Raw genomic sequence first — 18,135 nt, 5'->3', positions numbered from 1 at the left:
GTCCGCAGGGGCGGGTCGGCAATGGTCATGGGAGCGGGTGGAGTTGGTGGAGTCTTTGCTGCCCGGTGACCCGCCGGAGATCGGGGGGGTACCGCCTGCTGGCGCGGCTCGGCGCGGGCGGGATGGGCGAGGTGTTCCTGGCCCGCACCGCCTCCGGGCGGCCGCTGGCCCTGAAGACCGTGCACCGGGACCTGAGCCTGCAACCGGACTTCGCCGAACGGTTCGACCGGGAGATACGCACCAACGACCGCGTGCGCAGCGCGTGGACGGTCTCGGTGGTGGACTTCAGCCGGCCGGGCGCGTCCCCGCAGTGGCTGGCCACGGAGTACGTCGCCGCGCCTTCGCTGGGCGACTGGGTGCACCGGTACGGCCCGCTGCCGGCACCGGCCGTGCGGTCCCTGGCCCGGGAGCTGGCGGCCGCGCTCGTCTCCGTACGGGCGGCGGGCGTGGTCCACCGTGACATCAAGCCCGCGAACGTGCTGCTGGGCCGGGAGCGGCCCTTCCTCATCGACTTCGGCATCGCCCGCGCGGTCCGCGACCCCCGCTACACGCAGACGGGTGCCGTCATCGGCACGCCCGGCTTCCTCGCGCCGGAGCAGGCGACCGGATCCGTGGCCTCGGCGCCGGCCGACGTGTTCTCCCTCGCCGCCGTCCTCGTGTACGCGGCCACCGGGCGCGGCCCGTTCGTGGCCGGTGGCGAGGAGTTGGAGCTGCCGGCCCTCCTGTACCGGATCGTGCACGACGAGCCCCAGCTCGACGGCGTACCGGACGTACTTCTTCCGCTCGTGCGGGAGTGCCTGGCCAAGGACCCGGACCTGCGACCGACCGCCGAGGAGCTGCGGGAGCGGCTCGGTGCCTCCGAGGAGGAACAGGACGGCTGGAGCGGGGCGGTGCCCGCGGCCCTGGTGGCGGAGGCCGGCCGCCGGGAAGCCGCACTCCGCCGGCTCCTCAGCGCGCCGCAGCCGCCCGCCTACGCCCCTGGCGGTACGGGCCCTTCGCCGCTCGCCCCGCCGCCCCAGCCGCCCGCGACGGCTCCGGGCACTCCGCTGCCGTCCGCCGCTCCCACCGGGCGCGCCGACGGGTGGGCGTCCCGTAGGCCCCGCGTGATCACCGCGGCTGCCGGCGCCGCCGTCCTCGCCGGGGTCGTCGCGCTGACGGTCCTGTTTCCCCGGGGCGGTGACGGCGACAAGGCCGCGCCCCGAACCACATCGCCCACAGCGTCCGCCTCTGCCGCGTCGTCGCCCTCCGGTCCCTCGCTGCCGGCGTCGTGGGTCGGTACGTGGTCCGGCGTCGGCCCCGGAACCCCGGAGGCGGACGGCATCACCCGGGCGCGGGCCGGCGAGTTCTCCGTCACGGTCACGCTGCACGCCGGAGCCGTGGGCGAGCTCGTGGGCCGGCAGGTCAGCGACCTCAAGGAGCTCGCGACGGGACGCAACCTCGGGTGCACGGAAGCCCTCCAACTGCGCCAGATCCGCCAGGACAGCGCGGTCTTCGAGGCCGTGACCAGCCATCCGACCGACCAGACGGCCACCTTCGACTGCCCCAAGGGCAACCTCTACGTGCTGACCATGGCGGAGCAGGACCGGCTGACGCTGGAGTCGGAGGGAGCACAGTCGGCCGGCGCACCCGGGGCTCTGACCCGCCGTCAGTGAACCGGCGTTGACCTCAAGCGAACTTGAGGTCGTAAACCTGTGCTCATGACCACTCCACTGCGCATCGCACTCATTGTCGGCAGCACCCGGGAAGGCCGGTTCGGCCCGACGGTCGCCCGCTGGTTCGAAGCCGTCGCCACCGCTCGCGCCGACATCGAGCTCACCGTCATCGACCTGGTCGACGCCGACCTCCCGGCGCACTGGACCAGTGACCTCGCGCCGCGCGGCCGGGCCTTCGTCCAGCGCCTCGCCGAGGCGGACGCCTACGTGCTGCTCACCCCCGAGTACAACCACTCCTTCCCGGCCTCGCTGAAGCAGGCGATCGACATCGCCGGGCGCGTCTGGGCGCGCAAGCCGGTCGGTTTCGTCTCCTACGGAGGGCTCTCGGGCGGCCTGCGCGCCGTCGAGCAACTGCGCCTGGTCTTCGCCGAGCTGGCCGCGGCCACCATCCGCGAGACGGTCAGCTTCCACCAGTTCCCGTTCGACGAGGCCGGCCGGCCCCACGACTCCGGGTCGGCCGAGAAGGCGGCCGTGACGATGCTCGACGACCTGGTCTGGTGGGCCGGCGCCCTCCGGACGGCGCGTGAGCGCGACACGGTGTGGAGCGAGGCCTCGTGAGGGCCGTCCGCCACGACGCCTGAGGTTCGCACCCGTCCGCGTATCCGTGCCCCGTCCGCACCGAGCGGTCCACCGTTCGGCGCGGCCGGGGCAGACGGCGTACTACGCTGCCGATCATGAGCGGATCGGGGGCCGAGGAGCCCTGGCACGTCCTGGAGAAGGTGAGCGAGGGGCAGGAGGAGATACCCGGCCTGCTGCGCGGGCTGGTGACGCCCGGGAGCGGACGGGATCCGTGGTCGGCGTTCGACCACCGGCTGCGCTGGTCGGACCCTCCGGAGCTCGTCGTCGCCGTACTGCGGCGCTTGCTGGAGATGATTCCGCGGCTGGACGAGACGTGCCGGCTCGGTGTGCTCCGCCTGGTCGCGGACCGCGCGGTGATGATGCGCGTGGGCGCCTTCCGGGCGCAGGCCCCCGGTATGGCGGAGGCACTGGTCGAGGGCCAGCGCGCCGCGGCGCGGCTCCTCGTCGACAGCAGTGCCGAGGTCCGCTCGTACGCGGCCCGGGCGATCGAGCAGGTCCGCGCCGCCGACCCCGCGACCTTGGAGGCGCTGCGACGGCGGGCCGCGGTGGAGGTCGACCTCGCCACTCTGGGCCGCGTTCTGATCGCGGCCGGAGAAGTGCTCGCGGCATTCGGCGCGTCCCAGCCCGGGGGGTGGCTGGACCCCTGGCTGGACCACTCGGATCCGCACATCCGGCTGGCGGCCCGGAGCGCGCGGCTGACGTCGGGTGCGGCCACGGCATCGGTCACACCCACCGCCTCGTCACTCACCGGGAACTCCGATGCGCGTCGCGCGGCCGTCAAGGAGGCGGGCGCCCGGCTGCGCACCTGGCGGATTCCGCCGGACGGCGCGTGGGAGACGGTCCTCGCCGGGCTGTCCGACGACGACCTCCTGACCTCCGGCGAAGCGCACGACATCGTCGCCCGGGGCGGATCGGCGATCGCACCGTACGCCGATCACCTCGCCACCTTCCGCTGCCGCGAAAGCGGGCGCGCCGACAGCCTCGTGCAGGCCCTGATGGGCATCGGCGATCCGCGCGCCCTGCCGTGGTACCTCAGGCAGGCCGACAGCCCGTGGATGGAGGTCGAGTCCCTGCCGGTGGAGTGGGCCCCGAGCGTCATGCCCGCACTGCTGGTGCAGCTCGCGGGCCGGCGCACGGAGCGCGTCCTGCGCGTCCTCACCGGCTGGGGCCCTGCCGCCGCACCGGCGGTGCCGGATCTCACGGGGCTGCTCGACACCCCGCACGCACGCGCGGCCGCGGGCGCCCTGGGCCGGATCGGACCGGCGGCGGTCGACGCCGCGGGCCTGCTGGCCGCCCTCGCGAAGGGCGACCTGCGCCCACGGCGCTTCGCGGGGAGCGAGGACCGGGAGCCGCGCCGCTGGCACGGCGTACAGACCGCCGCATGGGCGTACTGGCGCGTCACGGGTGACCCGGGGCTCGCGCTCGCCGCCCTCGACGCGGCGATCCGGGGCGGGCTGGCCCGGCCGGTCCTGTCCCACCTGGCCGAGCTGGGCCCGCTCGCGGCCGGGTACGCCGATGCGCTCAGACCGTTGCTCGGCAGCCTCGGCGAGTGGACCCGGGTCGGCGCGGCCGAGGCCTGGTGGCGGCTGACGGGGGATGCCGACACTGCGGTGGCGACCCTGCTCCCCGAGCTGCACCCGCTGGCGGAGCACCGGGCGGGGCCGCTCCTCCTCCGGGTCGTCGCCGCCCTGGGCGCGATCGGCCGGCCCGCCGCTGCGGCGGCGCCCTTGCTGGCGGAGGTCACCGCCTCGGAGCGCCGCTACGGAGGGGACATCGTGCGGGACGAGGAACTCTGCCGCGTGGTGCGGACCGCCTTGGCGGCGATGGGCTGACTCCCTCGAGCACCGTCGCTCGGCGGCGCGCGGTCAGCGCAGGTCGAGCCGCATCAGGACGCGAGGGTGACCGGCCAGCACCGAGGTCGTGTCGGCGGCGTGCGTGAACCCGGCGCGTTCGAAGTTCTTCCGGATCCCGGCGTACGCCATCGTCATGTCGACCTTGGCGTCGCCGCTGTCGAGGGGGTACGCCTCGACGGCCGGGGCGCCGTGGGTGCGGGCGAACGCGACCGCGCCGGCGATGAGGGCGTGCGAGATGCCCTGCTTCCGGTGGCCGGGGCGGACCCGGATGCACCACAGCGACCAGACCGGCAGGTCGTCGACGTGCGGGATCGTACGGCTGCGCGCGAAGGAGGTGTCCGAGCGCGGCGCCACCGCGGCCCAGCCGACGGGCTCGTCGCCGTCGTAGGCGATCACCCCCGGAGGGGGCTGCGTGCCGCACAGCTCGGCGACGTACTCACCGCGGGCCGGTCCGCGCAGCTCGTTGTTGAGCTTGGACGGGATCCGGTGGCTGAGGCACCAGCAGACGTTGGCCCCGGCCGACTTCGGGCCGAGCAGGGCGCGGACGTCCGCGAAGTCCGAAGCCGGGCGAACTTCAATGGTCATGACACCACCATGGCACGGTGCACGGAGCTCACATGGGGAGGGAGCGCAGGTGTACCGGGCCGTCGGGCCGGTGCGCGTCGGCCCGCAACGGGATCGTCATGGTCGGCAACGGCATCTTCACGGTCCCACCCGGCTGTTCGACGTGGACGTCCTCGTCGAGCGTTCGCCAGCCGAGCCGTTCGTACAGGGGGACGAGGAGCGGTCGGCAGAAGAGCAGGGCGTGGTGAAGTCCCGTCGTCCGGGCGTGGTCGAGAGCGGCCGTCAGGACCAGCCGGGCCAGTCCACGTCCCCGTACGTCGGGCGCGACGGCCACCCCTCCGACGCCCATGAACTCGGTGTCCACGCCACCGATCGACAGGGGCAGTCTCAGCAGACCGGCATGGGCCACGAGGCGGTCGCCCTGCCGGACACCGAAATGGTCCTCCTTGGGGAGCCACGTGAGGCCGGCTTCCGCCACGCCGAACGGGTCCGGGCCGTCGCCGAGGATCTCGCTCTGCTCGGTCTTCGTGTAGCGCGCGAGGCGCACTGCGGTCGGATGGGGCAAGGAGCCGCGATCGGTCATCCGGCCATGATCGCGTTCCGGGCCCCCGTCCGGCCAGGCCCCGGCCGACGAGGTGGTGATGATCATGCGGGGCCCCGCGCGGCACCGGCTTGCGGGGCGGCGGCACCTGTCCCATAGTCCGAGGTATGGACGCGCGCGAGGCGGCGCTGGGACGGGCACACGACCATGCCCTCCGCTGGCTGGCCAGCCTGTCCGACCGCCCGGTTCCCGCACGCGCTTCGGTCGACGAGATCGTGCGCGCGCTCGGAGCCGAACTCCCCGAGGGTCCCAGTGCCCCCGCCGACGTCGTCGATCTGCTGGCCACGGCCTGTGAGCCGGGGCTGACCGCGTTTCCGAGCGGCCGTTTCTACGGGTTCGTGATCGGGGGCACCGAACCGGCCGCGCTCGCCACGGACTGGCTGGTCAGCGCCTGGGACCAGAACTGTGTGATGCGGGCCGTCTCGCCCGCGTACACCGCGGCGGAGGAGATCGCCGAGGACTGGCTGCTGGGGCTCCTCGGCCTGCCCGGTGACAGCGCGGTCGGCTTCACCACGGGTGCCACGATGGCGAACTTCACCTGCCTCGCCGCCGGGCGCGACGCGGTGCTCCGGAGCGCCGGCTGGAACGTCGCCCGCGACGGACTCGCGGGCGGGCCGCCCGTACGCGTCCTCACCGGCGAGGACCGGCACATGTCCGTCGACCTGGCGCTGCGCTACCTGGGTCTCGGGAAGCCCGAGCTGGTGCGGGCGGACGAGCAGGGGCGCATGGAGCCGCAGGCCCTGCGGGACCTCCTCGCGGACGGCGGCCGGGGCCCGACGATGGTGGTCCTGCAGGCCGGAGACATCCACTCCGGCGCCTTCGATCACTTCGCCGAGACGATCCGGGCCGCTCGCGAGGCGGACGCCTGGGTGCACGTGGACGGCGCCTTCGGGCTGTGGGCGGCCGCCTCCCCGCGCCACGAGCACCTGACGGAGGGCTGCGCGGACGCCGACTCCTGGGCGACGGACGCCCACAAGACCCTGAACGTGCCCTACGACTGCGGGCTCGCCGTCGTGCGCGACCCGCTCGCCCTGCGGGCCGCGATGGGTGTTCAGGGCGACTACCTCATCCAGCACGAACACGGGGACCCCGTCGACAAGGTCCCCGAACTCTCCCGGCGCGGACGGGCCTTCACCGTGTGGGCCGCACTCAGGTCCCTCGGCCGGTCGGGGGTGGCCGACCTCGTCGACCGACTGTGCCGGCACGCCCGCGCGTTCGCCGACGGCATCGCCGCGATCGACGGCGCGACCGTCCTCAACGACGTGGTGTTCACGCAGGTCTGCGCCGAGTTCGGCAGCGACGAACGCACGGAGCGGGTACTCGCCCGGCTGCTCGACGACGGCACCGCGTGGATCAGCGGCTCCACGTGGCACGGCCGGCGCGTCATGCGGATCTCGGTGAGCAACTGGTCGACGACCGACGGGGATGTGACGCGCGCGCTCGACGCGATCCGGCGGGCGTCCGCCGGCCCCTGATCCACGGGCCACAGTGGCGCGACCCCGGCCGCGTGCCAGCCCCTCCTGCACGCGGGTGTGGGCACGCGTCTAGCATCTCCTCGCTCGTACGAAGACCCGGAAGATCCTCCGGGACCGCGGTTCCAGCGGTCGGACAGAGAAGAGACGCGACACCGTGATGCCGGTACGTTCCCCGCGCCGTGGGCTGATCCTGGGCGTGACCATCACCCTCGGCTGCGTGTCCGGCCTCGGCCTGCTGGCCGGGTCGCTCTACATGCTCTTCTACGGCTCGGAGGGCGCGTGCGAGGAGCCCGGCGCACGGGAGCGGCTGGCGCGGGTCTCGGCCGCGGTGCCTGCCGCCGCGGCCGGGACGGCCCCCGTGGCGGAGCGGACCGGTGCGGAGTGCATGGACGACAGCGGGGATCCCTGGATGACCGCGAACAGCGTGTACACCCACGGCGGAGACGTCCAGCCGCTGATCACCCACTACTGGGACACCGCGACGGCGGACGGATGGAAGCCTGTCGGCGCGCGGGCGAAGGCCCCGGAGCGGTTCCGGGGCGTCTCGGGCATGTGTTTCCGCAAGGACGTGGCGGGCGAGCCGGCCCTGCTCCGGGTGGGGTCCGCGGGGCCCGGGGAAGTCCTCGTGGCCGTGGAGTCCGCGCTGGACGGATCCTCGATGGACTGCTGAACCACCGCCCGGGCGACCGTCCCTGACGGCGGGTCAGGCGAATGAGGGTCGCCCCGTTGGGGCACTCCGGGGGCCGGCCCGCCTCGGCGCGTACGGCGGCGAGGCGGGCGGCGGCGCAGGGTCGCCGGGACGCCGTGACCCGGCGGTCAGCCCCGGAAGCCCTCGGGACGGACCGGGGAGGCTTCGGCGAGGGCCTTGGTGACCCCGTCCACCCCTTCGCGCAGTCCGTAGACGGGGGTTTCGGGCTGCTGGCGCCAGGAGTCGTCGATGCCTCCCGCGTCCACGGTGTCGAAGCCGAGCTCCTCGATGAGGGCGCGGACGGCCTTCTTCCCCGCCTCGTCGTCCCCCGCGACGGGCAGGGCGATCCGGTCGGGGGCGCCGGCCGGGCGGTGGCGGTCGAGGATGTCCTGCGCGTAGGTGCCGTTGAAGGCCTTGATGACGGGGTGTCCGAGCTGCCGTTCGGTCCAGCGGCTCTCGGTCAGGCCCTCGTCCTCGACGCCGGCGATCCGGCCGTCGCGCTGCTGCGGGTAGTAGTTGCCGGTGTCGATGACGGTGAAGCCCTGGGCCGCTCCGTCGAAGAGGCCGGCGGGCAGGTCGGGCACGTTCTTGAAGGGGATGGTGACCACGACGATCTCGGCTCCGCGTGCGGCTTCCGCCACGGTCACGGGGGTGGCGCCGGTCTCCTCCGCGAGGGCCGACAGGGTGGCGGGGCCGCGCGAGTTCGCCACGGAGACGTCGTGTCCGAGGGCCGCGAGCCGGCGGGTGAGGTTGCCGCCGATGTTGCCCGCGCCGATGATGCCGATCTTCATGAGCTCTCCTGTGCCTGCTGGGTCAGTGTCGCGCTCGTGCCAACTTCCGGCGTCGGCGCGGCATTCCGGTCCCGTACCGCTGTCACCCGCGGGAGCGACGGGATCGCGCCGCGGCAGGAGGGCCGATCGGCGCGCGGAGCCGCCTGGGCCATGCCCGATGCGTCCGCCAGCGTGACTTTTCGGCCATTTCTCACATTCCGAGAACCGGGTGGGCCCGGGGGCGCGTCGATCCGTTCAGCCACTCAGCACGGGGAAAGGCTCAGCCGATGTCCAAGCCCTCAGCCAAGCGAACCGCCTCCCTCACCCTCGCGGCCGCCGCGGTACTCACCCTCGCCTTCGTCACCACCACCTCCACCTCCGCATCCGCCTCCGCAGACGGGTCCACGCCGAAGCAGGCCCCGGCGGCCGCCGCGTTGCCGTCCGTCACGGGCAGCCCCGAGGCGGCCTTCACCCGCATCGCCGACTTCTACGGTTCCTACATCGACGCGGTCTACGACGGGGACGGGCAGAGCGCGGACCGGCTGCGCGCCTCGTACCTGTCGGAGCCGCTCCGGGCGGAGCTGAGGCAGTGGGAGGAGACGAACCACGCGGACGGCGTGCTCCGCGCGCAGAACGTGCCGCTGCAGTGGAAGGTCGCCTCCACCGGCAGCGGCACGGGCAGGACGAACGCCACGGTCACCCTGACGTGGGGCGGCGGCGCCACGACCAAGGTCTACGTCCAGGCCGACCTGGCCACCCGGAAGATCGTGTCCATCCGGGACTGACCCGCGTGCGCGGGGGCCGCTCGAAGCGGGAACCGGATCCCGGCGACGACGCGGCCCCCGCCCTCAGTGGATGACGCTGAAGCTGCGCCAGGGCAGGCTTTCGGGGGCCGTCACGTTCGAGAGGGTGGTGGCCACGTAGATGCCCTCGGCCCGGTCGGTCTTCTGACAGTTCTCCGTCCGGTACAGCACGATGTCGACGAGGGTGTTGTTCTCGACGTGGGTGGCGCCCTTGGGGATGGCGATCTTGTGGCAGCCCGTGACCAGGGTGTTGCTGTAGCTCAGCTCGACCGGCGAGTCGTGGCCGCGGAAAGTGAGCATGCCGACGGTGCTCCGACCCAGGCCCGAGCAGGCGGTGGCCGTCAGCAGCAGCGCTGCGGCTCCCGCGAGGATGCTGAAACGTCGCCTGTGGGACATGGTGCGGTCCTCGTCTGTGCGGTGGTGGCGGTCCTTGCACACAGCGTGGCCCGGCGGGGCCCGCGTGGCTTGCGCTGCTCGGCCGACCGGATGAACCCGGCGGCGGATGGCGGGTGGGCCGCACCCTCGCGAGGGATTCGTCCGGGCCGAGGCGTAACCAAGGCGACGGTGAATCGTTTCTCTATCTGTCGCAGATACACAACCGCGTCCCCCGCGGCGTCAGCGGCACGAGGGTCCGGGGAAGTCCATCACTCCCCGGGCCCTCGGCTCCTCCCCCGGCCGGCGGGACCGGACGCCTGGTTGGGCCCGTCCGGTCACCGCCCCCGCGTTCCGCGGCCGCCTGCGCGGTCAGCGGCCGCGGCGGTTGTCGTAGACGGTGAGGGACAGCGCCTTCATCGCGGTCTCGGCACGCTTCGCGTCCAGGCCCTCGTCGATGGCTTCGAGGGCGGCGGCCGCCGAGGTCTGCACCGGGTGCGGCAGGCCCTCGTAGGCGGCGATCCGGTAGGCCATCGTGCGGCGGGCCGTGCGCTCGGCTTCGGTCACCCCGTCGGGGGTGAGGGGGAAGACGGCGGCCTGGTACGTCGCGATGCACACGAGGGTCGCGTCGGAGAGGCCCTCCGCGTAGCCGTCGGACGGAACGGCGTCCTCGCGCTCGGGCTTGAGGAACGCGAAGACCTGGCGGCGTGAGAGGAACGCCCCGAGGCCCGCGCCGAGGCCGGCCGCGCTCGCGCAGACCAGGGCCATCAGCCGGCCGGACAGGAGCAGACCGAGGCAGGCTCCCCCGACCGCACCGCACGTCACCAGGACGAAGGTGATCATCAGGTGGATGCGCTGAGCGGGCGGGGACTTCATGCCAGCAGTATGCACAGCGCCACGGGGTCGGCAGGCCCCACCCCGTCCGGGCCGCCGCCCCGGTCCGGACCGCCCCCGTCCGGGCCGCTGCCACCCGCCGTGTCGCGCGTCGGACACGGCGCTCAGACCCGGCGCTCAGGCCGGCGGTCGGCCGCGTCGAAGCGGGCCAGGGACAGGGCTCCGGCGTGCAGGGACTCCTCCAGCGCGCGCCGCGTCGCCCCGTCCAGTCCGCCCAGGGCCTCCGCCGCCTCCTCGGTGGCGTCCCGGGCTATCTCGGCGGCCAGGTCCCCCGGCGGCGTACGGGGTCCCAGCTTGCTCACCGCCGACGCGGCGCGGGCCGGGGTGAGCAGGCCGGTGCCGTGCGCGAGCAGCCAGCCGGGGACACCGGCCGCGCCGTCCGCGGGCGCCTGGTAGGGGCGCGAGCCGTCGAACCGTTCGTCCTCGGCGAAGGCGGGCTGCTTGAACTTGGCCATGGGCCGCCCGGACTCCCGGGTTTCCCCGGCGGGCTTGACGACCAGGCCTTCCGCGAGATTGTCCGGCAGGGCGGGCAGGCCCAGCAGGCCGGGCAGCCGGGTGGGGAAGACCACGGGCAGTTCCTGGAGCCGGGCGATCGGGCCTTCGGCCAGCAGCGGGACGCAGACCAGGCCGGCCGCGTCCGCCGCCGCGCGCAGCGTCCGGTCGGCGACCCAGCGCGGGCCTTCCCCCTCCCCCTCACCTTCCCCGTCGGCGACGGTCGCGTCGAAGGGCAGCCACAGCAGGTCGGGGGCGTACCAGACGCCGGTCTGTACGGGCTCCGCGCCGTGCGTCGGCGGTACGTCGGGGTGGGGGTAGCGGCCGCCCGCGAGTTCGCCGTAGAGGGTCACGACCGCCGTGGCCGGGGCCCCGCGGTCCGCGCGCAGGGCCTGAGCGCAGCGGATCGCCGCGACCGCCAGGGCGGGCCAGATCCGGCCGACGCCGAAGAAATCGTCCAGCCCTGCGTCGGCGAGGAGTTCGCGCCGCTTGGCCGGGTGCGCGCCCGCCTCGTCGCACACGACGGCGAAGTTGGCGCCGTGGATCTTCTCGTGGGCGACCCAGTTCCGTCCGCGGACCTCGCCCAGGCGGCGGTTCGCGGGGATCTTCGGATACGGGGACCAGGGGCGGGGTTCGGGGTGCACCGCGCGATGGTAGCGAGCACGGCGGGGGCGGAGCACGGGATTTCCGCGGCGGCGGGACCCGGACCCGGGAGGAGATCCCCGGCTGCAGCGTGCCTGGTCGCCGCCTTCTAGGGTGGCCACGACAACTCACCTGCCCGGAAGGGGAATCCAGACGTGTTCGCTGTGATCTACCGGTGGCGGCTCCACCCGGGCCTGGAGCAGCAGTTCGCCGACGGCTGGCACCGGGTGACGGCCGCCATCCACGCGCGGTGCGGCTCGTACGGTTCGCGGCTGCACCGGGCGGACGACGGCACCTGGGTGGCGTACGCCCGCTGGCCCGACGAGGCGACGCGTGAACGGTGTTCGGCGCCGGACCCGCAAGGGGTGGCCATGATGCTGGGGGCGATAGCGGAGCGCTTCCCGGAGACCCGGCTGCAGATCGTCGACGATCTGCTCGCCGAACCGGATCCGGAGCCGGAGCCGGAACCCGGGCACGAGTCGCTTGGCTAGTGCCCGTCGGCGGGGACGGGTGCGAGCCGGTAGGCGCCCTCGTGCGTGACGACGCGGCCCGCGGTGGGCGGCGCGAAGTGGGTGCCCAGGAGGAGGGCGTCGGTGTGGGCGAGCGAGCCGAGCAGGGTGCGGCGCGAAGTCTCGGACCGTGCCGGGTCGATGTCGACGCAGGCTCCGATGGCGGGGTGGGCGAGCTGGACGGGGTGGTGGATGCAGTCACCGGTGATCACAGCCGTCCGGCCACGGCTGGTCAGCTCGACGGCGATGTGGCCGGGGGTGTGGCCGGGCGTGGGGAGCAGGCGCAGGTGCGGGGCGATGGCGGCGCCCCCGGCGGGTACGTCGACGAGGTCGAGCAGCCCCGCCTCCTCCACCGGGATCACGGAGTCGACGAACATCTGCCTGCGCGCCGCGTCCATGTCGTACCCGGCCCAGAACTCCCGCTCGGCGCGGGAGGTGACGTAGCGGGCGTTGGGGAAGGTCGGGACCCACGCGCCGTTCACCTCGCGCGTGTTCCAGCCGACGTGGTCGGCGTGCAGGTGGGTGAGGACCACCAGGTCGACCGTGTCCGGGGGGAATCCGGCGGCGGTGAGGCGGTGGAGGTAGTCGGTGTTCAGGTCGTGCCAGGCGGGGTTGGCTCGCTCCTTGCCGTTGCCGATGCCGGTGTCCACCAGGACGCGCAGCCCGTCGACGGTGAACGCGAAGCTGTGGCTGTCGATGTGCAGGATGCCGTCGTCGTCGGCGAAGTGGGGGCGCAGCCAGTCCTGCCCGGCGACGACGGCGGGGGTGGCGTCCGGCAGCAGCCACGGTCCGGTGGCGGGCGGCAGCAGGGTCTCGTCGATGCGGTGGACGGTGACGTCGCCCACGGTCCAGGTGGGGACGGCGGTCGGGTGGGTGGCCGGCGGAGTGCTCATGACGGTTCGTTTCCTCTGGTCTGATCGGGGCTGGTCGATCTGGTCGATCTGGTCGATCTGTTCGATCTGGTCTCGTGGGTCTGGCTACGGGAGGTCGTGGGGTGCGCCGCGGGTTCCCCTGTGCCGCGCCGCGGCGAGGGCGCCCAGGGCCGCGACGGCGAGCAGGGCGGTGGCGACGGCGTAGGCGTGGGTGGCGGTGGCCAGTCCGTAGTGCTGGGTGGCGGCGCCCGCGGCGATGGCGGGCAGGCTCATGGAGAGGTAGCTGAGGACGTAGTACGCGGCCAGGGTTGCCGCCCGGTCGTGTTCGGGGAGCCCGGTGAGCGTCATGCGCAGCGCCCCCTGGGAGACGGCGCCGAACGCGATCCCGGCCAGGGCCGCTCCGCCGTAGACGGCGGGCAGGCCGGCGCCGTGCAGAGCGCCCAGTGCCAGCGCGCCGGCGGGCAGGACCGCGAGGCTTCCGCCGGTGACGGCGGTGCGCGGGGCCGTGCGCCGCAACGTCCACACGGTGAGCGTGGCCGCGGCGGTGAGCGTGAAGAAGACCATGCCGCCGGCCGACGCCGGGGCGGTGGGGGCCACGAGGTGCACGAGCGACGGGCCGAGGGACGAGTAGAAGCCGCCCAGCGCCCAGATGGCGACGACGGCGGTGCCGGCCACCAGGAGCGCGCGGCGGGCCGGCGGTGCGACGGCGAGCCGCGGGCGCAGCGAGCGCAGGGCGCCGGTGTGCGGGCGGGCCGTCTCCGTGGTGAAGGTGACCGCGACCGCCTGTGCCGCGAACAGGGCCGCCGGCAGCAGGTACACGCCGACCGTACCCGCGGGGGCGAGCAGGGTGGAGACCAGCACGCCGGCGGCCATGCCCGCGACCGGCGCGATGCTGTTGGTCAGCGCGGACCGTCCCGGACGCCGGGGGTCCTCCAGGTCGAGGAGGGCCGCGCCCGCGGCGCTGGTGGCCGCGCCGGTGGCCGCTCCCTGCAGGATCCGGGCGGTGATCAGGTCTCCGGCTCCGCCGGCCGTGGCCAGCAGCACCATGGACACGGCTCCCAGGGCCAGGGCGCCGGCCAGGACGGGGCGTCGTCCGAGGTGGTCGGAGAGGGATCCGGTGGTGAGCAGGGCCAGCAGGAGCGCGAGGGCGTAGGCGCTGAAGACCACGGTGATGGTGAGCGCGGACAGGCCCCAGGCGTCCTGGTAGTGGGGGTAGAGCGGGGTGGGCGCGCTGGAGGCCGCGAGGAGGGTCGCCAGGATGGAGGCGTTCAGGGCGAAGGAGGCCGTGCGGTTTCCGGTGTACCTGCGGAGGGCTCGGTAGGGGAACGGCGCGGGTGCTCGTGGGGTAACGGCGGGCATGGGCAGGCTCCTTGGCGCTAAACGCAATCGGTTCGCTTTAACCCACCGTAGATCCACACGGCCAACTAACGCAAACCTTTCGCTTTAAGAGCTCGCGCTAGAAGCAATGATTTTGCGTTAAGGTGACTGACGTGAGCAGGCAGATGGTGCGCCCCGGTGGGCGCAGCGCCCGGGTCCAGGCATCGGTGCACACCGCGGTACGTGAACTCACCGCGGAGCTGGGCCGCGACGCCCTGACGGTTCCGCTGATCGCCCAGCGTGCGGGCGTGACCCCGTCGACGGTCTACCGTCGCTGGGGCGACCTGCAGGAGCTCCTGTCGGACGTGGCGGTCGAGCGGCTGCGCCCCGAGACCGCGCCCGAGGACCACGGCGCCCTCTCGACCGACCTGACGCACTGGGCCGAGCAGTTCCTCGACGAGATGTCCTCCCCCGTCGGCCGCGCCTACATCCGCGACGCCCTGCTCGGTGACCCGGACGGCAGCAACGCCGGCCGGTGTTCCGCCTACGCGGCCGAACAGATCGGCGTCGTCCTCACCCGCGCCACCGAACGCGGCGAGCGGGCACCCGACGTCGAAACGGTCATCGACCAGATCGTCGCCCCCCTGATGTACCGCATCCTCTTCCGCCCCCAGGGACTCGACACCGCATACGCGCGGCGCCTCGTGACGGCGGCCCTCGGCCCGACGGACCAGTGACCGCCTGAACGCCTGAACGCCTGAACGCCTCCGCCTACCGGGAAACCCGGTTCGTCCCGAGGTACCGGTGGCCATACGGTGGCGCGATGGTGCATGTGCGGGAGATGGATGCGGCCGACATCGAGGCCGTCTCGACGATCCGCGTCCGGGGGTGGCAGGCGGCGTACGCCGGCATCGTTCCCCGGACGTACTTGGACGCGATGACGGTCGAGTCCGATGCCGCCCTGCGGCGGCAGTGGTTCTCGCAGCCCCGCGGGGAGTCGAGGGACCTCGTGGCGGTCGGCGAGCACGGCCCGGTGGGGTGGGCCTGCTTCGGGCCGTGTCGCAGTCGGATACCGGGCCCGCGACGGGTGGCCGAGGTCTACGCCCTGTACGTCTCACCCGACCTGATCGGCCGGGGCATCGGCCGCAGGCTCCTGGACGAGGCCCACTCCCGGATGGCGGGCCAGGGGTTCGAGACGTCGGCCCTGTGGGTCCTGCACGACAACCAACGGGCCCGGCGCTTCTACGAGCGGGCCGGCTACCGGGCCGACGGCGCGACCCAGGACGACGTCTACGACGAGGTCACGCTCACCGAGCTGCGCTACCGGCGCGGGCTCTGAGCTCACAGGGGGTCCACGTCCAGGAAGGCGGCGAGGGCGGGTTCGGCGCTGCCCGGGGTGCCGGGGGCGAGCAGTTCCGCCCAGATGACCTTGCCCTCGGGGGTGTAGCGCGTGCCCCAGTGTTCGCTGAGCTGGGCGACCAGGAACAGGCCGCGGCCGCCCTCGTCCGTGGTGGCGGCGTACCGCAGGTGGGGGGCCGTGCTGCTGCCGTCCCACACCTCGCAGGTCAGGGTGTGGTCGTGGAGGAGCCGGACGCGGACCGGCTCGCTGCCGTGCCGCAGGGCGTTGGTGATCAGTTCGCTGAGGATCAGTTCCGTGGCGAAGCCGAGGTCGGACAGGCCCCACTCGTCGAGCTTCTTCGCCGCGACGCTGCGCATGGCGCCGACCGCGCTCGGTTCGAACGGTACGTTCCACTGCGCGACCCGGTCCGGGCCGAGGGTCCGCGTCCGCGCGATGAGCAGCGCCACGTCGTCGGTGGGCCGGGGCGGCAGCAGCATGTCGAGCACGGCCCGGCAGCTTTCCTGCGGGTCCCGGTCGGGATGGCTCAGGGCCGCGCGCAGGAGTTCCAGCCCCTCGCCGATGTCCCGGGTCCGCTCTTCGATCAGCCCGTCCGTGTAGAGGACGAGCTGGCTGCCCTCCTCCAGCTCCAGTTCCGCGGTCTCGAAGGGCATGCCGCCGAGCCCCAGCGGGGGTCCGGCCGGCAGTTCCACGATCTCCGTCGTGCCGTCGGGGGCGACGACCAGGGGCGGCAGGTGCCCCGCCCGTGCCACCGTGCAGCGCTGGGACACCGGGTCGTAGATCGCGTACAGGCAGGTCGCGCCCATGATCCCGCCCCCGCCGTTCGTGTCGGCGCCGTCCCCGTCGCGGTCGTGGTCGATGCGCTGTACGAGGTCGTCGAGCCGGGCGAGGATCTCGTCGGGCGGCAGGTCGAGGGAGGAGAAGTTGTGCACCGCCGTGCGCAGCCGTCCCATGGTGGCGGCGGCGTGCAGGCCGTGTCCGACGACGTCTCCGACGACCAGCGCGACCCGGCAGCCCGGGAGCGGGATCACGTCGAACCAGTCGCCGCCCACCCCGGACTGTGCGGGCAGGTAGAAGTGCGCCACGTCCATGGCGCTCTGTTCGGGCAGGGCGCGCGGCAGCAGGCTGCGCTGGAGCGTCACGGCGAGGGCGTGCTCGCGCGTGTAGCGGCGGGCGTTGTCCATGCTGACGGCGGCGCGGGCGACGAGTTCCTCGGCCAGCGACAGCTCGTCCTCGTCGAAGGGCTCCTTCTTCTCCGACCGCCAGAAGTTGACCACGCCGAGGACGACGCCGCGGGCCATGAGGGGGGCCGCGATGAGCGAGTGGATCCCGTACTCGACGATCGCCTGGGCGCGGGGCGGGTCCTGGGCCTGCCAGCCCGGCGCGTCGGCCAGGTCGGTCACCAGTTCCGCCCGGCCGGTGCCGTAGCCGCGCGCCTGCGGGGTGGACGGCAGGAAGTCGATCAGCCGGCCGACCGGGTAGAGGGGATGGTCGGACCGGATGCCGCTGACCGCGGTGCGCCGCATGTCGGCGCCCGGGGCGGGTTCGTCGCCGTCGATCACCTGGTCCGCCAGGTCCACCGTGACGTAGTCCGCGAACCGGGGGACGGCGACGGCGGCGAGCTCCTCGGCCGTCCGTACCACGTCGAGGCTGGTGCCGACCTCGCCGCCCGCGTCGTAGAGCAGCTTGAGGCGCCTGCGGGCCGTCTCGGCCCGGGCGGTCAGGACCCGCATCTCGGTGGAGTCGCGGATGGTGACCGCGCTGCCCTCCGGCCGGCCCCGGGGGTGGGTGGGCCGCTGGTTGACCACGAGCAGCCGGTCCCCGCTCTCCAGTACCTCGTCGGTGGCCGTCCGGCCGGAGAGCAGCAGGTCCGACATCCGGCGGTCCAGGCCCGGTACGTCCGCGATGTGGCGCCCGTCGGCATCCTCCGGCAGCCCCAGCAGCCGTTTGGCCTCGTCGTTCGCCAGCAGCAACCGACCTTCACCGTCGGTGATCAGGACCCCCTCGCGGACGGCGTGGAGCACCGCGTCGTGGTGCTCGTACATGCGGGTCATCTCCTGCGTGCCGAGCCCGTGGGTCTGGCGGCGCAGACGTCTGCTGATCAGGGCCGTGCCGACGGTCGCCAGGGCGAGGCCGGTGGCGATGGCCAGGAGGATGACGGGGAGCTGGCGGTCGACGACGCCGGTCACGTTCTTCACGGTCAGGCCGGCCGAGACGAGGGCGACGACCTTGCCGTCGGGGCCCTTGACCGGAACGATCGCCTGGATCTCCTTGCCGAGGGGGCCCTGCACGCTCTCGGTGTGGACCTTGCCGGCGAGGGAGGGCTCGATCGTGCCGACGAACCGTTTCCCGATGCGATCGGGCTGGGGATGGCTGTACCGGATGCCGTTGGTGTCCATCACGACGATGAAGTCCACGCCGGCGGCCTTGCGCGTCTGTTCGGCCGTGGGTTGCAGGATCTCGGACGGATTGGACGTCTTCAGCGCGTCCTGCAGGCCCAGCGAGTGGGCGAAGGTCTCGGCCACGGACACCGAGCGGTTGCGTGCTTCCCTGTCGATGTCGTGGCGCGACTGGAGTACGAGGGCCAGCAGCGACCCGGCCGCGAGCAACACCACGATCGCCACCTGGAGGACGA

The 18,135-nt window shown here is 73.6% G+C and carries 18 protein-coding genes; 9 read left to right on the top strand and 9 right to left on the bottom strand.

Annotated features, from left to right (window positions below; all coding sequences use genetic code 11):
• Window positions 1-65 precede the first annotated feature (65 nt).
• The 3 genes from AB0D29_RS11825 (at window position 66) to AB0D29_RS11815 (ending at window position 4,123) form a co-directional block, all read left to right on the top strand.
• The gene (locus AB0D29_RS11825; RefSeq protein WP_362853532.1) at window positions 66-1,652 is read left to right on the top strand and encodes a serine/threonine-protein kinase; all 1,587 of its coding nucleotides are present in this window, start codon (window positions 66-68) and stop codon (window positions 1,650-1,652) included.
• Between the two features lie 45 nt (window positions 1,653-1,697).
• Window positions 1,698-2,270: an NAD(P)H-dependent oxidoreductase gene (locus tag AB0D29_RS11820; protein ID WP_362853531.1), complete on the top strand. Its 573-nt coding sequence runs from the start codon at window positions 1,698-1,700 to the stop codon at window positions 2,268-2,270.
• Window positions 2,271-2,386: 116 nt separating this feature from the next.
• The gene (locus AB0D29_RS11815) at window positions 2,387-4,123 is read left to right on the top strand and encodes a hypothetical protein (RefSeq protein WP_362853529.1); all 1,737 of its coding nucleotides are present in this window, start codon (window positions 2,387-2,389) and stop codon (window positions 4,121-4,123) included.
• 33 nt (window positions 4,124-4,156) lie between these two features.
• On the opposite strand, the gene AB0D29_RS11810 is transcribed toward AB0D29_RS11815, so the two are convergent.
• Entirely contained in the window at window positions 4,157-4,729 is a 573-nt protein-coding gene (locus AB0D29_RS11810; protein ID WP_362853528.1) for a GNAT family N-acetyltransferase, read from the bottom strand.
• 28 nt (window positions 4,730-4,757) lie between these two features.
• A complete protein-coding gene (locus tag AB0D29_RS11805) occupies window positions 4,758-5,291 on the bottom strand; it encodes a GNAT family N-acetyltransferase (RefSeq protein WP_362853526.1) in 534 nt (177 codons plus the stop codon).
• A gap of 125 nt (window positions 5,292-5,416) precedes the next feature.
• Here AB0D29_RS11805 and AB0D29_RS11800 point away from each other — a divergent pair, with 125 nt between their 5' ends.
• Window positions 5,417-6,784, top strand: coding sequence for a pyridoxal-dependent decarboxylase (locus AB0D29_RS11800; RefSeq protein ID WP_362853525.1), 1,368 nt, complete (start codon window positions 5,417-5,419; stop codon window positions 6,782-6,784).
• 196 nt (window positions 6,785-6,980) lie between these two features.
• Complete coding sequence (locus AB0D29_RS11795) at window positions 6,981-7,454, top strand: hypothetical protein (RefSeq protein ID WP_362853523.1); 474 nt, start codon at window positions 6,981-6,983, stop codon at window positions 7,452-7,454.
• A gap of 146 nt (window positions 7,455-7,600) precedes the next feature.
• Here AB0D29_RS11795 and AB0D29_RS11790 read toward each other — a convergent pair whose 3' ends face one another.
• A complete protein-coding gene (locus AB0D29_RS11790; protein WP_362853621.1) occupies window positions 7,601-8,380 on the bottom strand; it encodes an NAD(P)-binding domain-containing protein in 780 nt (259 codons plus the stop codon).
• 149 nt (window positions 8,381-8,529) lie between these two features.
• Here AB0D29_RS11790 and AB0D29_RS11785 point away from each other — a divergent pair, with 149 nt between their 5' ends.
• A complete protein-coding gene (locus AB0D29_RS11785; RefSeq protein ID WP_362853521.1) occupies window positions 8,530-9,027 on the top strand; it encodes a hypothetical protein in 498 nt (165 codons plus the stop codon).
• Between the two features lie 63 nt (window positions 9,028-9,090).
• On the opposite strand, the gene AB0D29_RS11780 is transcribed toward AB0D29_RS11785, so the two are convergent.
• From AB0D29_RS11780 to AB0D29_RS11770, 3 genes are all read right to left on the bottom strand, one after another.
• The gene (locus AB0D29_RS11780) at window positions 9,091-9,441 is read right to left on the bottom strand and encodes a hypothetical protein (RefSeq protein ID WP_362853519.1); all 351 of its coding nucleotides are present in this window, start codon (window positions 9,439-9,441) and stop codon (window positions 9,091-9,093) included.
• Between the two features lie 348 nt (window positions 9,442-9,789).
• The gene (locus AB0D29_RS11775; protein ID WP_362853517.1) at window positions 9,790-10,293 is read right to left on the bottom strand and encodes a hypothetical protein; all 504 of its coding nucleotides are present in this window, start codon (window positions 10,291-10,293) and stop codon (window positions 9,790-9,792) included.
• A 122-nt stretch (window positions 10,294-10,415) separates the two neighbouring features.
• On the bottom strand, window positions 10,416-11,447 hold the full coding sequence (locus tag AB0D29_RS11770; RefSeq protein ID WP_362853515.1) for an RNA ligase family protein: 1,032 nt from the start codon (window positions 11,445-11,447) through the stop codon (window positions 10,416-10,418).
• A gap of 153 nt (window positions 11,448-11,600) precedes the next feature.
• Here AB0D29_RS11770 and AB0D29_RS11765 point away from each other — a divergent pair, with 153 nt between their 5' ends.
• Window positions 11,601-11,936 carry a hypothetical protein gene (locus AB0D29_RS11765; RefSeq protein WP_362853513.1) on the top strand — a complete coding sequence of 112 codons (336 nt, stop codon included), beginning with the start codon at window positions 11,601-11,603 and terminating at the stop codon, window positions 11,934-11,936.
• Here the strand turns inward: AB0D29_RS11765 and AB0D29_RS11760 are convergent.
• Window positions 11,933-12,847 carry an MBL fold metallo-hydrolase gene (locus AB0D29_RS11760; protein WP_362853512.1) on the bottom strand — a complete coding sequence of 305 codons (915 nt, stop codon included), beginning with the start codon at window positions 12,845-12,847 and terminating at the stop codon, window positions 11,933-11,935. The genes AB0D29_RS11765 and AB0D29_RS11760 overlap by 4 nt on opposite strands.
• A gap of 84 nt (window positions 12,848-12,931) precedes the next feature.
• Window positions 12,932-14,185, bottom strand: a complete 1,254-nt coding sequence (locus AB0D29_RS11755) for an MFS transporter (protein WP_362853510.1) — start codon at window positions 14,183-14,185, stop codon at window positions 12,932-12,934.
• A gap of 143 nt (window positions 14,186-14,328) precedes the next feature.
• Between AB0D29_RS11755 and AB0D29_RS11750 the strand changes: the two genes are divergently transcribed.
• The gene (locus AB0D29_RS11750) at window positions 14,329-14,880 is read left to right on the top strand and encodes a TetR/AcrR family transcriptional regulator (protein WP_362853620.1); all 552 of its coding nucleotides are present in this window, start codon (window positions 14,329-14,331) and stop codon (window positions 14,878-14,880) included.
• An 86-nt stretch (window positions 14,881-14,966) separates the two neighbouring features.
• On the top strand, window positions 14,967-15,482 hold the full coding sequence (locus tag AB0D29_RS11745; RefSeq protein ID WP_362853509.1) for a GNAT family N-acetyltransferase: 516 nt from the start codon (window positions 14,967-14,969) through the stop codon (window positions 15,480-15,482).
• 2 nt (window positions 15,483-15,484) lie between these two features.
• On the opposite strand, the gene AB0D29_RS11740 is transcribed toward AB0D29_RS11745, so the two are convergent.
• On the bottom strand, window positions 15,485-18,124 hold the full coding sequence (locus AB0D29_RS11740; protein WP_362853507.1) for a SpoIIE family protein phosphatase: 2,640 nt from the start codon (window positions 18,122-18,124) through the stop codon (window positions 15,485-15,487).
• Window positions 18,125-18,135 lie beyond the last annotated feature (11 nt).

Origin of the sequence: Streptomyces sp. NPDC048424, assembly GCF_040651555.1 — a bacterium.
Taxonomy (GTDB): domain Bacteria; phylum Actinomycetota; class Actinomycetes; order Streptomycetales; family Streptomycetaceae; genus Streptomyces.
The sequence above is the reverse complement of the archived record's forward strand: the minus strand, read 5'-3'. Positions and strand labels throughout refer to the sequence as shown.